The sequence below is a fragment of the Pseudomonas sp. TH37 genome (genome assembly GCF_016650735.1).
Classification (GTDB): domain Bacteria; phylum Pseudomonadota; class Gammaproteobacteria; order Pseudomonadales; family Pseudomonadaceae; genus Aquipseudomonas; species Aquipseudomonas farris.
The window spans coordinates 223,628-239,779 of record NZ_JAEKFD010000009.1; the positions used below are offsets into that span (position 1 = coordinate 223,628).

Annotated in this window: 11 protein-coding genes; 5 read left to right on the forward strand and 6 right to left on the reverse strand. The window is 59.4% G+C overall.

Going from position 1 to position 16,152, the window contains the following annotated elements; genetic code table 11:
- Positions 1–45 precede the first annotated feature (45 nt).
- Positions 46–1,413: a DNA repair protein RadA gene (gene radA, locus JFU11_RS22135; RefSeq protein ID WP_007937264.1), complete on the forward strand. Its 1,368-nt coding sequence runs from the start codon at positions 46–48 to the stop codon at positions 1,411–1,413.
- Between the two features lie 129 nt (positions 1,414–1,542).
- Here radA and JFU11_RS22140 read toward each other — a convergent pair whose 3' ends face one another.
- Positions 1,543–1,911: a PilZ domain-containing protein gene (locus tag JFU11_RS22140; RefSeq protein ID WP_201062100.1), complete on the reverse strand. Its 369-nt coding sequence runs from the start codon at positions 1,909–1,911 to the stop codon at positions 1,543–1,545.
- Positions 1,912–2,069: 158 nt separating this feature from the next.
- Between JFU11_RS22140 and JFU11_RS22145 the strand changes: the two genes are divergently transcribed.
- From JFU11_RS22145 to yjiA, 3 genes are all read left to right on the forward strand, one after another.
- The gene (locus JFU11_RS22145) at positions 2,070–4,136 is read left to right on the forward strand and encodes a carbon starvation CstA family protein (protein ID WP_201062101.1); all 2,067 of its coding nucleotides are present in this window, start codon (positions 2,070–2,072) and stop codon (positions 4,134–4,136) included.
- A 14-nt stretch (positions 4,137–4,150) separates the two neighbouring features.
- Positions 4,151–4,348, forward strand: a complete 198-nt coding sequence (locus JFU11_RS22150; RefSeq protein ID WP_007895266.1) for a YbdD/YjiX family protein — start codon at positions 4,151–4,153, stop codon at positions 4,346–4,348.
- Between the two features lie 161 nt (positions 4,349–4,509).
- On the forward strand, positions 4,510–5,481 hold the full coding sequence (gene yjiA, locus JFU11_RS22155; protein ID WP_123721381.1) for a GTPase: 972 nt from the start codon (positions 4,510–4,512) through the stop codon (positions 5,479–5,481).
- A gap of 97 nt (positions 5,482–5,578) precedes the next feature.
- On the opposite strand, the gene JFU11_RS22160 is transcribed toward yjiA, so the two are convergent.
- The 5 genes from JFU11_RS22160 to JFU11_RS22180 form a co-directional block, all read right to left on the reverse strand.
- Entirely contained in the window at positions 5,579–6,289 is a 711-nt protein-coding gene (locus tag JFU11_RS22160) for a GntR family transcriptional regulator (RefSeq protein WP_201062102.1), read from the reverse strand.
- Positions 6,290–6,315: 26 nt separating this feature from the next.
- Positions 6,316–7,020 (reverse strand): FadR/GntR family transcriptional regulator, encoded by a 705-nt coding sequence (locus JFU11_RS22165; RefSeq protein ID WP_048396477.1) that lies wholly within the window; start codon positions 7,018–7,020, stop codon positions 6,316–6,318.
- A 67-nt stretch (positions 7,021–7,087) separates the two neighbouring features.
- Complete coding sequence (locus JFU11_RS22170) at positions 7,088–8,401, reverse strand: C4-dicarboxylate transporter DctA (RefSeq protein WP_123721383.1); 1,314 nt, start codon at positions 8,399–8,401, stop codon at positions 7,088–7,090.
- A 363-nt stretch (positions 8,402–8,764) separates the two neighbouring features.
- Positions 8,765–10,018, reverse strand: a complete 1,254-nt coding sequence (gene glyA / locus JFU11_RS22175; RefSeq protein ID WP_201062103.1) for a serine hydroxymethyltransferase — start codon at positions 10,016–10,018, stop codon at positions 8,765–8,767.
- A 248-nt stretch (positions 10,019–10,266) separates the two neighbouring features.
- Positions 10,267–14,115, reverse strand: a complete 3,849-nt coding sequence (locus JFU11_RS22180) for a bifunctional diguanylate cyclase/phosphodiesterase (protein WP_201062104.1) — start codon at positions 14,113–14,115, stop codon at positions 10,267–10,269.
- A 286-nt stretch (positions 14,116–14,401) separates the two neighbouring features.
- Here JFU11_RS22180 and ettA point away from each other — a divergent pair, with 286 nt between their 5' ends.
- Complete coding sequence (gene ettA / locus JFU11_RS22185; protein WP_123721386.1) at positions 14,402–16,066, forward strand: energy-dependent translational throttle protein EttA; 1,665 nt, start codon at positions 14,402–14,404, stop codon at positions 16,064–16,066.
- Positions 16,067–16,152: the final 86 nt, after the last annotated feature.

A 16,152-nucleotide genomic window follows, 5' to 3' on the forward strand; every position in this document is an offset into this window, starting at 1 on the left:
TCCGCGCGAGCTGAGCTATCATCGCGTTTTTTGCCGGGAGTTCAGATGGCCAAGGCCAAGCGCATGTACGGCTGCACCGAGTGTGGCTCAACCTTCCCCAAGTGGGCCGGCCAGTGCGGCGAATGCGGGGCCTGGAACACGCTGACCGAAACCATGGTCGAGAGCGGCGGCGCCGCAGCCCCCAGCGGGCGCACCGGTTGGACCGGCCAGCAGGCGCAGATCAAGACCCTGGCCGAAGTCAGCGTTGAAGAGATTCCGCGTTTCTCCACGGCGTCCAGCGAGCTGGATCGCGTTCTGGGCGGCGGCTTGGTGGATGGCTCGGTGGTGTTGATCGGTGGCGATCCCGGCATCGGCAAGTCGACCATTCTGTTGCAAACTTTGTGCAACCTCGCCAAGAGCATGCCAGCGCTGTATGTCACCGGCGAAGAGTCCCAGCAACAAGTGGCCATGCGTGCCCGGCGCTTGGGCTTGCCTCAGGACCAGCTGCGGGTGATGACCGAAACCTGCATCGAAACCATCATCGCCACGGCCCGGCAGGAAAAGCCCAAGGTAATGGTGATCGACTCGATCCAGACGATTTTCACCGAGCAACTGCAATCGGCACCGGGGGGCGTTTCCCAGGTTCGCGAAAGTGCGGCGTTGCTGGTGCGTTATGCCAAACAAAGCGGCACGGCGATTTTCCTCGTGGGCCATGTCACCAAAGAAGGCGCGCTGGCCGGCCCCCGAGTACTGGAACATATGGTCGACACCGTTCTGTATTTCGAAGGCGAATCCGATGGGCGCCTGCGTTTGTTGCGGGCGGTAAAAAACCGTTTCGGCGCGGTGAATGAATTGGGCGTGTTCGGCATGACCGACAAGGGCCTGAAAGAAGTCTCTAACCCATCGGCGATTTTTCTGACCCGCGCCCAGGAAGAAGTCCCGGGCAGTGTGGTCATGGCCACGTGGGAAGGCACCCGGCCGATGCTGGTGGAAGTCCAGGCGTTGGTGGACGACAGCCATCTGGCCAACCCACGCCGGGTGACGCTCGGTCTGGATCAGAATCGCTTGGCTATGTTGTTGGCGGTTTTGCACCGCCATGGCGGCATTCCGACTCACGATCAGGACGTGTTCCTCAACGTGGTCGGCGGAGTTAAGGTGCTGGAAACCGCTTCCGACCTAGCCTTGATGGCGGCGGTCATGTCCAGTTTGCGCAACCGACCGCTGCCCCATGATCTGCTGGTGTTCGGCGAAGTCGGCTTGTCGGGTGAAGTGCGCCCGGTGCCGAGTGGCCAGGAACGCTTGAAAGAGGCGGCCAAGCACGGCTTCAAGCGCGCCATCGTGCCCAAGGGCAACGCGCCGAAAGAGGCGCCGCCGGGGTTGCAGATTATTGCTGTGACGCGTCTCGAACAGGCGCTCGATGCGTTGTTCGAATAGCTGTAGGCAACACACAATCCTGTGGGAGCCGGGCTTGCCCGCGATAGCGGTAAGTCAGTCGACATTTGTGGTGGGATTAAAATCGCCATCGCGGGCAAGCCCGGCTCCCACAGGTATTGCGTCGTGTCTTCAGATTTCGATGAGTGCGCCCAGTTCACGCTCCAGCTCTTGCGGATCGCCCAGGTTGAACTCGATCAACCGCCGCAGGCGTTCAATCGATTCCAGACTGATGTGTTTGCAGACAAACCCGAGTTGACCATGGTCATCGTGGGTCAACATCACATCCATCTTGATCTCGACGTCTTCGTTAAGATGAATATCAACCAGGAAATGCCAGTCTGGATTACCCAGCCACGGCTCGGGCTTCTCGATAAGCAGCCCCTTGAGCGACAGGTCGATCAACTTCACCGGCCAGATGAATTCCCCTTGGCTCAGCTCGGTTCGGGCATCGAACGCAATACGTTTGAAGCGGCGGCGATCAGCAGGGCGGTCACTCATGGCGCAATCCTCTGAATGTCCGCTGACTATAGACCCGCATTGTTAAAGCCCGCCAGCAAAGACAGGCTCTGGATCAATGTCGGGGTATGGCCTTTGCCGTCAGTAGCGCTAAACTCCGGATGGCTGTCTTTCTTGTCCACTCTGGCTGGAATCATAAAATGAAAAATAATAATAGCCTGCTACGCCACCTACCCTGGCTGCTGCTGGCAATCCTGGGAGCGTGCGCCCTGGGCGTAGTGGCATTGCGCCGAGGCGAGGCGATCAACGCCTTGTGGATTGTGGTCGCCGCCGTGGCCATTTATCTGGTCGCGTACCGCTACTACAGCCTGTTCATCGCTAACAATGTGATGCAACTCGATCCGCGTCGGGCTACACCTGCCGTGCTCAACAATGACGGTCTGGACTACGTGCCGACCAACAAACACATCCTCTTCGGTCACCACTTCGCAGCCATCGCTGGCGCAGGGCCTCTGGTCGGTCCGGTATTGGCGGCGCAGATGGGCTACCTGCCCGGTACGCTGTGGCTGATTGCCGGGGTGGTGCTGGCCGGGGCGGTTCAGGACTTCATGGTCCTGTTCATGTCCACCCGCCGTAACGGCCGCTCTTTGGGCGACATGGTCCGTGAAGAAATGGGCCGCATCCCCGGGACCATCGCGCTGTTTGGCTGCTTCCTGATCATGATCATCATCCTCGCGGTGCTGGCGCTGATCGTGGTCAAGGCCTTGGCCGAAAGCCCGTGGGGTATTTTCACGGTGATGGCGACCATCCCGATCGCGATGTTCATGGGCATTTACATGCGCTACATCCGCCCGGGCCGTATCGGTGAAATTTCGGTGATCGGCGTGGCGTTGCTGCTGGGTTCGATCTGGCTGGGCGGGCAGATTGCCGCCGACCCGGTGTGGGCCAAGGCGTTCAGCTTTACCGGGATCCAGATCACCTGGATGCTGATTGGCTACGGTTTTGTGGCGGCAGTGTTGCCGGTGTGGCTGATTCTGGCGCCACGTGACTACCTGTCCACCTTCCTCAAAATCGGCACCATCGTTGCGCTGGCGATCGGCATTCTGATCACCATGCCCGAGCTGAAAATGCCGGCATTGACTCAGTTCATCGACGGCACCGGGCCGGTGTGGAAGGGCGGTCTGTTCCCGTTCCTGTTCATCACCATTGCCTGTGGCGCGGTGTCGGGTTTCCACGCACTGATCTCCTCCGGCACCACGCCGAAGTTGCTGGATAACGAGGTGAACGCCCGTTACATCGGTTATGGCGGCATGCTGATGGAGTCCTTCGTGGCGATCATGGCGATGGTGGCCGCTTCGGTGATCGAGCCGGGCGTGTACTTCGCCATGAACAGCCCGGCGGCGGTCGTCGGCGGTGACGTGGTGGCTGTGGCACAAGCTGTCAGCGGCTGGGGTTTCGCAATTACCCCGGAAGCGCTGCAAGCGGTGGCCAAGGACATCGGTGAAACCACCATCCTGGCCCGTGCCGGTGGTGCGCCGACCCTGGCGGTCGGTATCGCGCAGATCCTGCACAGTGTGCTGCCGGGTGAAAACACCATGGCGTTCTGGTACCACTTCGCGATCCTGTTCGAAGCGCTGTTCATCCTGACCGCCGTCGATGCTGGCACCCGAGCCGGCCGTTTCATGCTGCAGGACTTGCTCGGTTCCTTCGTGCCTGCGCTGAAACGCACCGAGTCCTGGACTGCCAACCTGATCGCAACGGCCGGTTGCGTGGCGATGTGGGGTTACCTGCTGTACCAAGGCGTGATCGACCCGCTGGGTGGCATCAACACCTTGTGGCCGCTGTTCGGTATCTCCAACCAGATGCTGGCTGGTATCGCGCTGATGCTGGCGACCGTCGTGCTGATCAAAATGAAACGCCAACGCTACGTCTGGGTGACCATGCTGCCAGCCGTGTGGCTGTTGATTTGCACCACCACCGCAGGCTTCATCAAGCTGTTCGACGCCAACCCGGCAATCGGCTTCCTGTCGCTGGCGAAGAAATACAGCGATGCGTTGGCCAACGGGCAGATTCTGGCCCCGGCCAAGAGCATCGAGCAGATGCAGCATGTAATCTATAACGCCTACACCAACGCAACGCTGACCGCGCTGTTCCTGTTCGTGGTGTTCAGCATCCTGTTCTATGCGCTCAAGGTCGGCATTGCCGCCTGGGGTACCAAAGAACGTACGGATAAAGAATCGCCGTTCCAGGCTCAGCCGGATGCGTAATCGAGGATTGCACCATGTTCAATGACCTGAGTCGCCTCGGTAAATACCTCGGTCAGGCTGCGCGCCTGATGGTCGGCATGCCCGACTACGACAACTACGTCGAGCATATGCAAACCAAGCACCCGGACAAACCGGTGATGAGCTACGAGATGTTCTTTCGCGAACGTCAGGAAGCCCGTTACGGTGGCAAGGGTGGGCCGAAGTGCTGTTGATGCAACAGCCTGGCTGATGCAATCCCTGTGGGAGCGGGCTTGCTCGCGAAAGCGGTGTGTCATTCAACATTAATGTCGACTGACACGACCTCTTCGCGAGAAAGCCCGCTCCCACATTTGTTTTGTGTTGTTTCTTAACTTTGTGAAACAGGAGAACCCGTTTGTCCTCTCCCATTCCAGTAACAATCCTCAGTGGCTTTCTCGGCGCGGGAAAAACCACGCTGCTGCGCTATCTGCTCAAAGCCGAGCACGGCCTGAAAATCGCCGTGATCGAAAACGAATTCAGTGACGCCGGTATCGACACCCAACTGTTGGGCGATGAGCCGGTACAAGTGATGACGCTGTCCAACGGCTGCGTCTGCTGCACCATCCACACCGATTTGACCAAGGCGCTGTACCTGCTGCTCGAACGCCTGGACAGCGGCGAAATAGCCTTCGATCGCTTGGTGATCGAATGCACCGGTCTGGCCGATCCTGCCCCTGTAGCGCAAACCTTCTTCATCGACGAAGAGCTGCGCGAGCGCTACATCCTCGACGGCATCATCACCCTGGTCGACGCCAAGCATGCCGAACATCACCTGACCCAGACCATCGCCCAGGCGCAGATCGGCTTTGCCGACCGTTTGCTGGTGAGCAAACGGGATCTGGTGGACGAGCCTGCCTTCACCGCTCTCAGCGAGCGTCTGACCCGCATCAACCGCCGCGCGCCGATTCGCTTGGTCGAGCACGGCAAGATCGACCTGGCAGAACTGCTCGACGTGCGCGGTTTCAACCTCAATGCCGATCTCGGCGGTGGAGTGAGTCTGCGTCCAGTGAGCAAGGCGCCGTCCATCGACCGTATCTCCAGCCTGGTGTTGCGCACCGACAAGCCGCTGGATATCGATAAGCTCAGTGAGTTCATGAACGAACTGCTGGAAGACCATGGCAAGCAATTGCTGCGATACAAAGGTGTTTTGAACATCCTTGGCGAACCGCGGCGCATGGTGTTTCAGGGGGTCTTGAAGCTGTACGGATTCGACTGGGATACGGAATGGGCTGATGATGAAACACGCGAAAGCGTGATCGTGTTCATTGCCGATGATTTACCGGAAGAGAAGATTCGTGAGGGGTTTGCGCGGGTGGCGGCAGGCTGAAACGTTTGTAGGGTCAGTGTTGACACCATCGCGGGCAAGCCCGCTCCCACAAGGTCAGCGGTGAACCTGTGGGAGCGGGCTTGCCCGCGATGGCGATTTAACCGGCAACATAACAATCCGGGCTGGGGATATCACCGGAGTTCAGCAATATTCGTTCAAGATGATCCGAATGCCGGCTCATTAACATGATCGCCTTCGCAGCATCCCTACGCTCTACCGCATCGACAATTGTCAGATGCTCCTGCCACGCGCAACAACTGCGCGTCTTCTCGCCAGATCGCGCAATCACCAATGAGGTCAGCGGCACCAGAGTGCCAAGAAAATGCGCCAACGGTGCGTTCCCCGCCATTTCGGCCAGTTGCAGATGAAATTCCCCTGACAATCGAATGGCCGGACCACGCGCCGTGCATTGGCGTTCGCTGTCGATCAAGGCGCGCAGGCGTTTCAGGTCCTGTGGGCGAGGTTGCTGGCAGGCCAGCCGAACCAGCGTGATTTCGGTCAGTCGTCGGGCATGCAGCGTCTGCCGGGTCTGCTCGACATCGGGTGCGGCGACTCGGGGACGATGATTGGTCCGAAGGACAATGATCTGCTGATGAGACAACTGCGTCAGCACGCCACGAATGTCACTGCGTCGAGCGCTGAACATCTGCGCCAGGCTGTCTTCGGTAAAACGACTGGCTGCATGGATGCGCTGTTCGAGAATAGCGTCGAAGATCCGTGAATAGAGATCATCCGCTGGCGGTTTCCCGGTGTCGGTTCGGGAGAAGGGCAGGGCAGTGAATATCTGTGGCGAGGCGAAGCTGTTCATGGCCTGTCTCCAGTTCGAAGAGGGGTTCAACTGCCGAGGTGGTCGTCCGGGATGTTCAATTCGATGCCCATCCGCTGACCTTCCCGAAGGATGTGCCGACGCATCTCGGCGCTGGCTTGGGCGCTGTTCTTGCTGCGAATAGCTCGTACGACGGCTTCGTTTTCTTCAAGTCGTTCAGCCAGATGCTCCGGCGAATTGCGCAGCACGTCGGCGCTTTGCTTGAGGGCGTTGCTGGTCTGCTGCACCACGCTCTGGAAAATCGGGTTCGAGGTCAGGGCGAACAGCTCCTCGTGAAACGCGATGTAGGCGTTCACGCCGGCCTCGCTGTCATTGGCCTCAAGGGCTTCGCGCATGTCCATCAGGGTCAGACGCAGCTGCCCGACTTCCTTGCTGCTGATGGACTGCGCCACCAGACCAACGATGAACGGTTCGAGGGTGTAGCGCAGTTGCAGCACGTCTTCCAGGCTGGCCCCGGCAACCGCGCTGTCGTGGCTTTGGCTGTCGCTGAGATTGGCCTCCAGCACCACCACGCCTTTACCCGGCATGGAACGCACCAGCCCGAGGGTTTCCAGCACGATGACCGCTTCGCGCAGGCTCGGGCGGCTGATGCCCAGTTGTTCAGCCAGTTCACGCTGGCCCGGCAACATTTCGCCGGAGCGCCACTGACCGCGGGCCAGCGCGGCCCGAAGTTTTTCTACGACTGAATTTACGACGGTTGACGAGGTAATCACTGTTCGCTCCATGAGCATCCATAACGATTGATGACCGTGCCTGCCCTCGGGCAGGCACGGCGATTATTCAAAACTCCTGCTGGTGCGCCGGGGCAACCGGTTTTCTCGGCTGGAAGGTATAACCCTGCTGGCCGGACAGCACCTTGTTTGCCCGTTGGATATCGATGTCTTTTTCCCAGCGGGCGATGGCCACGGTGGCGACGCAGTTGCCGATCAGGTTGGTCAGCGCACGGCCGATGCCCATGAACCAGTCCACTGCCAATACAAGCACCAGGCCGACTACCGGAATCGCCGGGATCGCCGTCAGTGTCGCCGCGAGAATCACCAGCGCCGAACCGGGAATCCCGTGGGCACCTTTGGAGGTGATCAGCGACACCAGCAGAATCGTCAGCAGGTCAGTCATGGCCAGCGGAGTGCCGGTGGCATTGGCGATGAACACGATGGCCAGGGTCAGGTAGATCGAAAAACCATCAAGGTTGAACGAGTACCCGGTCGGAATCACCAGCCCGACCGTGGAGCTGCCGATGCCCAGATGCTCAAGCTTGCGCATGATTTGTGGCAGCACGGCGTCGGAAGAGGCGGTGCCCATGACGATCAGCAGTTCTTCGCGCAGGTACTTGAGCAACGGCCACATCTTCAGGCCCGAAAAGCGCATCACCAGGCCGAGAATCAATGTCACGAAGGCCACACAGGTCAGATAAAACAGGCCGACCAGGCTGCCCAAGTGCTGCAGCGAATCGAGGCCATATTTGCTGGTGGTGAAAGCGATGGCGCCGAACACGCCGATCGGCGCCAGGCGCACGATCATGCCCATGATGCGGAAGATCACGTGGCTCAGTTCATTGATCAACCGGGAAATACCCGACGCCGCTTCGCCCACCAGATTCAGCGCGCTGCCGAACAGCACCGAAAACAGCAGGACTTGCAGAATGTTGTTTTCCGCGAAGGCGCCGATCACCGAAGTCGGGATCAGGTTCATCAGGAACTGGGTGGTGGTTTGCATGTGCTGACCGCGCTGGGCGATGTCGCCAATGTCGGCGGCGGAGAGCTGGTCCAGATGAATGTTCGCGCCGCTGCCGATGCCGGTCGTGAAGGCAAACACCAGGCCGATCACCAAGGCGATGGTGGTCAGGATTTCGAAGTAGATCACCGATTTCAGGCCGATGCGTCCGACCTTCTTCAAGTCGCCGGCACCGCTGATGCCGCTGACCACTACGCAGAACACGATCAAGCCAATGAGCATCTTGATCAGTTTGATGAAACCGTCGCCGAGGGGTTTGAGTTGCGCGGAGTATTCAGGAAGGGCCAGCCCACAGACGATGCCGAGCACCAGTCCGAGAACCACTTGAAGGAAGATTGAACGCGAGCACCATCTGAGCATGGGAGGAATCCTGGTCGGTGTCCTGGCTGCCGTGCGCGATGCGCATCAGATTCAGGACTTAATTATTGTGGTCTTACCGGTATGTCCAGTGCAGGCTCAGTCTACGCTGGGTTTTTTTAGGATTACAAGTGGAAATAGAAAAATTGGCATGACCGGTCTGACCAGTTGAGCTGATCCCGTTGAAAATCAAAAGATCGCAGCCTTCGGCAGCTCCTACAGAAACCGGGTACACCCGTGATTTCGCAGCCTTTGTAGGAGCTGCCGAAGGCTGCGATCTTTTGATCTCCATGGCCTTTATGGCGGACGAAAAAAAAACCGGCCATCACTGGCCGGTTTTTTCATTGCTGCGGTTTAGCGGGGCAATTAAGCGCCGTATACCGGCAGCTTCTTGCAGATGGCCTTGACCTTCTCACGAACGGCGTCGATCACCGCTTCGTTGTTCAGGTCCGCCAGGATGTCGCAGATCCAGCCGGCCAGCTCTTTGCACTCAGCTTCCTTGAAGCCGCGAGTGGTCACAGCCGGAGTACCGAAACGCAGACCGGAGGTGACGAACGGGGAGCGTGGATCGTTCGGTACAGAGTTCTTGTTCACGGTGATGAACGCTTTGCCCAGTGCGGCGTCGGCGTCTTTACCGGAGATCTCCTGCTTGATCAGCGACAGCAGGAACAGGTGGTTCTGAGTACCGCCCGACACCACGTCGAAACCGCGCTCGATGAACACGCCGGCCATGGCCTGGGCGTTTTTCACCACTTGTTGCTGGTAGGTCTTGAACTCAGGCTGCAGCGCTTCCTTGAAGCAGATCGCCTTGGCAGCGATCACGTGCTCCAGCGGGCCACCCTGGGCGCCCGGGAATACCGCGGAGTTCAGCTTCTTCTCGATGTCGGCGTTGGCGCGAGCCAGAATCAGGCCGCCACGTGGACCGCGCAGGGTCTTGTGCGTGGTGGTGGTCACGACGTCAGCGAATGGAACCGGGTTCGGGTAGACGCCAGCGGCGACCAGACCGGCCACGTGAGCCATGTCGACGAACAGGTAGGCACCGACTTTGTCAGCGATTTCGCGGAAACGCGGGAAGTCGAGGATCTGCGAGTAGGCAGAGAAACCGGCCACGATCATTTTTGGCTTGTGCTCAACCGCCAGACGCTCGACTTCGTCGTAGTCGATCAGGCCGTTGGCATCGATGCCGTACTGAACAGCGTTGTACAGCTTGCCGGAGGACGAAACGCTGGCACCGTGGGTCAAGTGACCGCCGTGGGCCAGGCTCATGCCCAGGATGGTGTCGCCAGCTTGCAGCAGGGCCAGGTAAACGGCGCTGTTGGCTTGGGAACCGGCGTGTGGCTGAACGTTGGCGTAATCGGCGCCGAACAGTTCTTTTGCTCGATCAATTGCAAGCTGCTCAACAATGTCGACGAACTCGCAACCACCGTAGTAGCGCTTGCCTGGGTAACCTTCGGCGTACTTGTTGGTCAGTACCGAGCCTTGAGCTTCCATCACCGCTGGGCTGGTGTAGTTTTCCGAAGCGATCAGCTCGATGTGTTCTTCCTGGCGCTGAGCTTCTTGCTCCATGGCGGCAAAAAGGTCGGCGTCGTACTTGGCAATAGTCAAATCACGGCTGAACATGGCGGTCCTCAAGGATCGGGGCAGAAAAGGGGAGCATTCTAACTCAATGGGTTTTAGATGGCATATGAAAGGACATCATGTCGCAGACAAGTGGGCTTCATGACCAGATATGCGGTGCCTGTACGGGCCTCATCGCAGGCTAGCCCGCTCCCACAAGAGTCGGTGTCAGCCAAAGATATCTGATTATCCGCAAATCCCTGTGGGAGCGGGCTTGCCCGCGATGAGGCCTGCAGCCTCACCACATAGCTTCAGTCAAACATGAACAACGCATCATTGCTGAACTGCGCCTCAAACCGACTCGCCGGCATTGGCCGGCCAAACAGATACCCCTGAACCTCATCGCAACCGTGCTCACGCAGGAAGTCGAGTTGCTCGTGGGTTTCCACGCCTTCGGCGATCACCGCCAGATTCAGGCTGTGGGCCATGGCGATGATCGCCCGGGCAATTTGCGCATCCTGTTCACCCGAGGGCAGGCCATCGACGAAGGTGCGGTCGATTTTCAGCACGTCGATCGGGAATTGCTTGAGGTAGTTGAGCGATGAATAACCGGTGCCGAAGTCATCGACCGCAATGCTCAGGCCGAGGTTTTTCAGCCCGGCGAGGATCTGCATCGCCTCGCTGACTTCGCGCATCAGGATACTTTCAGTCAGTTCAAGCTCCAGGCACGCCGGTGGCAGGCCGGTTTCCTTGAGGATGTTGGCGATCCGCGTGCCCAGTTGCCCGTCGGAGAACTGCCGGGCGGAAATGTTCACCGAGACCTTCGGCACCCGCACCTTGGCCTGGTGCCAGGCCTTGAGCTGACGGCAGGCTTCGCTGATCACCCAGTCGCCGACATCCACCACCAGCCCGAGCTCCTCGAGCACCGGAATGAAATCCGCCGGCGGCACCAGGCCGCGTCGCGGGTGGCGCCAGCGCAGCAGGGCTTCGGCACCGGTCAGGCGTTTACCGTCGCCGCTGAATTGCGGCTGGTAGTACAGCACGAATTCGTTTTGCTCCAGGGCATGACGCAAGTCGCTTTCCAGCTCCAGACGCTCCAGGGCGCTGGCGTTCATGTCGGCCTGATAGAACTGGAAGTTGTTCTTGCCGCGCTCCTTGGCATGGTACATCGCGGTGTCGGCGTTCTTCATCAATTGACTGAGTTCGCTGCCGTCCTGAGGGCTCAGGGCGATGCCGATACTGGCAGTGACAAAGAACTCGCGGCCTTCCAGCACGAACGGTTTCACCAGGCTGGCGAGGATCTGTTCGGCCACATGAATCGCCCGGTTCAGCGCGATCTCCCGGTTGACCCTCGGTTGCAGCAGCAACGTGAACTCATCGCCGCCCATGCGCGCCACGGTGTCGTCATCGTCGACGCAACCGAGCAGGCGCGTGGCCATTTCCTTGAGCATGCGGTCGCCGGCGGCGTGGCCCAGGGAGTCGTTGATCGGTTTGAAACGGTCGAGGTCGAGGAACATCAACACCACCCAGGACTTCTGCCGCTCAGCCGATTGCAGCGCGGTGTGCAGACGATCCTGGAACAGCGTGCGGTTGGGCAGGTGGGTCAGGGCGTCGTAATAGGCGAGGCGGTGAATCCGTTGCTCACTGGCCTTGCGCTCGCTGATGTCGCTGAAGAAACACACGTAGCTGGCCAGATCGCCTTCATCGTCAAGCACCGCGGTAATCCCGACCCAGGCCGGGTAATGCTCGCCATTGCGTCGCTTGAGCCAGACTTCGCCTTCCCAAGTGCTGTGTTGATGCAATTGCTTGAGCACATAGCGCAGATGGGCTTCCTGCTGCTCGTCGACGGTGAGCATGTTCGGCAACTGGTCGAGGACCTGGGCCACCGCATAGCCGCTGACGCGACTGAAAGCCTCGTTGGCCTGGACGATGTAGCCCGCCGGGTCAGTGATCAGAATCGCCGAGGTCGAGTGCTCGAATACCGTAGCCGCCATGCGCAGGTCTTTCTCGGCTCGACGTTGCTGGCTGATGTCGCGGCCGACCCCGAGCACACCTTCGAAGGCGCCGTGTTCGTCCCAGACCAGCACCAGACGCAACTCGATAGGGATCTTGCGTCCGTCGGCCCGCAGGCAGTCGAACAGAAACAGCTGGGTCTGCACCTGACTGCGCAGCAGCGCCAGTTGTTCGGGTTTATCCAGCGCTTTGCTGACCCGGTCCATCAGGCTGTAGATGCCGGTCAGTTGTTGCGGGTTGGCGATGGTCGATTGCCAGCCGTTCTGGAATATCCAGTCGGCGTCGAAGCCCAGCACGGCTTGCACCGAGGGGCTGACGTAGTTGAGCGCCATCTTGCTGTCGGTGGAGAAAATCACGTCGCTGATGCTTTCGGCGAGCATCCGGTAGCGCTGCTCACTGTCGCGCAGGGACTCGCTGGCTTCGATCTGCTCGGTGATGTCCTTGGCCACGCCGATGATGCGCGTGACCTGATCGTGTTTGTCCCGTGCCAGGGCCTGTTCGCGAATGTCGAAGCGCCGCCATTTACCATCGCGATGGCGGAAACGCAGCTGGCATTGCATCAGTTGGGTGTAACCCGCGTGACGTTGGGACTGGCGTGATCGGTGGTAGTAGTCGGCATCCTCGGGGTTCAAGAGGATTTCCCAGAAATACTCGCCCATCTGGTGCAGTTCGGTGCGGTTGTAACCCAGTGTTTGCCCCAGGTGATGGTTGCTGAAGATCATCCGCTGGCTGACCACATCCTGCACATACAGATGATCCGGTACGGTGCGCACCACGTCGGACCAGAACCCTTCACGCTCCAGCAGCGACAATTCGACGAGCTTGCGACTGGTGATGTCGCTGATGCTCAAGATCACGGCCTTGTAGTCGGCCTGATCTTCCGGCAGACGCAGCACCAGCCACAAATGTTGGTCGCGGCCATTGGCGTCCTGGAGTTTGATTTCCAGCTCAAGCTGTTTCTGTTGATGGAGCACTGCTTCGAGCACTTGATTGCCGACGGCCGTGCAGTCCAATGGGCAGCCGTCGATCAGCAGTTTCCAGGCTTGATCGCAGGAATTGACGTTGAGCAATTGCAGGGCGACCTGGTTGACCTCGGTGATGCGCAGTTCCTGCAGCAGTTGCTGGCGTTGCTCCGGTGTCTCGAGCCAGGCCTTCAACTGCTCGCTGCTGCTGAGTTGAGCCTTGTCGAAAAAACTTTTGAGCCCGGACAGGTCGAGCACGCACAGCGCAACGCCGGTGCCTTCGAAAATGTCCTGATAGCGTCGACGGCCCTCATGCAATTGGCGTTGACGGCGACGAATGTTCAGCAGAGCGATGAACGGCAACAAGGAGAGGGCCAGACCCAGCAAGCATTTGCCGATGAACGCCGGCAACAATTGTTCGATCACCCGTTGCCGGTCGAACAGCCCGCGCAGTTGCCAATCGCTGCTGCTCAGGGGGACTGTCAGCACGCTGTTGGCCAGTTCGTCTGCTGTCAGCACGGCTGGTTTGGCCGAGGGCTGGGCGTCATCGCGGCTGATGATTTGATGATTGATGCGGTTCTCCACCAGCCACTGGGGGCGGATGCCGACCTCGCCCTGTTTGGTCAGTGAGGAGAAAAACGTTGGCGTCAGGCGCAGGACCCAATAGCCGCGGCTGCTGCCGCTGGCCTGATGCAGGAGCAGGTGCACCACCGAACCGTCATCGGCATTGCTGAAATAGTGGGCCTGGGCACGGCTGCGCTGCACCAGTTCGCTCAGGTAATGGGCGTCCGGGCTGTCGGCGGCACTGTCGCTGAGGATTTTTCCGGAGGGACTGAGCAGCGCCAGGCTGCGCAGATCGGGCAGCGATTGCCGCAGTTTGCGCAGCAACGCCTGCTGTTCGTCGGGGCTTTGTGGTTGTTCGATGATCGGTAGCAGATTAAGGGCGATCTGGGCATTGAGTGCCATGTTGAGGCTGACTTGCGAAGCCAGATCGGCGGAGTAGTCGATGGTGTATTGGCGCTGGTTTTTCTGGGTTTCGCGAAGCTGATCCAGCAGCTGCCAGAACAGCAGTGCGAGCAGCAACAGCACGAGGGTCGCCAGCGCGCCCTTCAAGGTCCCGCGCAGGGGCGAGCCGGTCGCAGGATTGAGTGCGCTCACGGACGATGGCGGAGAGACATTAGACAAACTGTAATCCTGCGGTTTGGCTGGACTGGCGCGACGTGCACTATAAGCCGGACGCCCGAAGCGCGGCTAGCATGCCTTGAGTTGTGGCTAAGTGCCAGTCCCGCTCGGCTGGACTGCCTCCTGTCAATAAGGTAGCTTTGCCGGTTACGCGGGAGCGTTCCAGCTCCTAGAATCAGGTTTTTTTCAGCGCGCACGCTTTGATACCCATCAAACGAACGACGCGCATGGCCTGGCCGGGCATCGCCTGCGCTCCAATCATTCATCAGTCACTGACCCAAGGTTCTCCATGGCTCAATACGTCTTCACCATGCATCGGCTGGGCAAAGTTGTTCCGCCGAAGCGGGAAATCCTGAAAAACATTTCGCTGTCGTTCTTCCCTGGCGCCAAAATCGGCGTACTCGGTCTCAACGGTTCGGGTAAGTCCACGCTGCTGAAAATCATGGCTGGCGTCGATACCGAGTTCGACGGTGAAGCCCGTCCGATGCCGGACCTGAACATTGGCTACCTGCCGCAAGAACCGATCCTGGATCCGACCAAAACCGTTCGTGAAGTGGTCGAGGAAGCGGTCAGCGTGATCAAGGACGCTCAGGCGCGCCTGGACGAGGTTTACGCGGCCTACGCTGAACCGGATGCAGACTTCGACAAGCTGGCCGCCGAACAGGCCAAGCTTGAATCCATCCTGCAAGCCAGCGACGGTCACAATCTGGATCGCCAACTGGAAGTCGCCGCCGATGCGCTGCGTCTGCCAGCGTGGGATGCCAAGGTCGAATTCCTGTCCGGTGGTGAAAAGCGTCGTGTGGCCCTGTGCCGCCTGCTGCTGTCTGCACCAGACATGCTGCTGCTCGACGAACCAACCAACCACCTGGACGCCGATTCTGTCGCCTGGCTGGAGCACTTCCTGCACGATTTCCCGGGCACCGTGGTTGCGATCACGCACGACCGTTACTTCCTGGACAACGTCGCCGGCTGGATCCTCGAGCTCGACCGCGGCGCCGGTATCCCGTACGAGGGCAACTATTCGGGTTGGCTCGAAGCCAAGTCCGATCGTCTGGCGGCCGAATCCAAGCAGCAATCGGCTCACGAAAAGGCCATGAAGGAAGAGCTGGAGTGGGTGCGCAAAGGCGCCAAGGCCCGCCAGTCCAAATCCAAGGCTCGTCTGCAACGCTTCGAAGAAATGCAATCGCAGGAATTCCAGAAGCGCAGCGAAACCAACGAGATCTACATCCCGGCCGGTCCGCGCCTGGGTGATAAGGTCATCGAGTTCAAGAACGTCAGCAAGGGCTACGGCGATCGCGTGTTGATCGACAACCTGTCGTTCTCCATGCCTAAAGGCGCCATTGTTGGCGTGATCGGCGGTAACGGTGCCGGTAAATCGACCCTGTTCCGCATGCTGATGGGCAAGGAAACACCGGATTCGGGTTCCATCGAAGTCGGTGAAACCGTGCAACTGGCGTGCGTCGATCAGAGCCGTGAAGACCTGGATGGCAGCAAGACTGTGTTCCAGCAGATCTCCGACGGTTCCGATCAGATTCGCATCGGCAACTACGAGATCCCGTCGCGCACCTACGTTGGTCGCTTCAACTTCAAGGGCGGCGATCAGCAGAAGTTCGTCAAGGACCTGTCTGGTGGTGAGCGTGGTCGCTTGCACCTGGCCCTGACCCTGAAAGAGGGCGGCAACGTCCTGCTGCTCGACGAACCTTCCAACGACCTCGACGTTGAAACCCTGCGTTCCCTGGAAGAAGCCTTGCTGGACTTCCCGGGCGCCGCCATTGTGATCTCTCACGATCGGTGGTTCCTTGACCGCGTCGCGACTCACATCCTGGCGTACGAAGACGACTCGCAAGCGGTGTTCTTCGAAGGCAACTACACCGAGTACGAAGCCGATCGCAAGAAACGCCTCGGCGAAGCGGCTTCCCAGCCGCACCGCGTACGGCACAAGAAACTGGCCTGATTTCAGGTTGGTCGCATAGAAAAAACGGAGCCTTCGGGGCTCCGTTTTTTGTTTTTCTGTAGGAGCTGTCGAGTGAAACGAGGCTG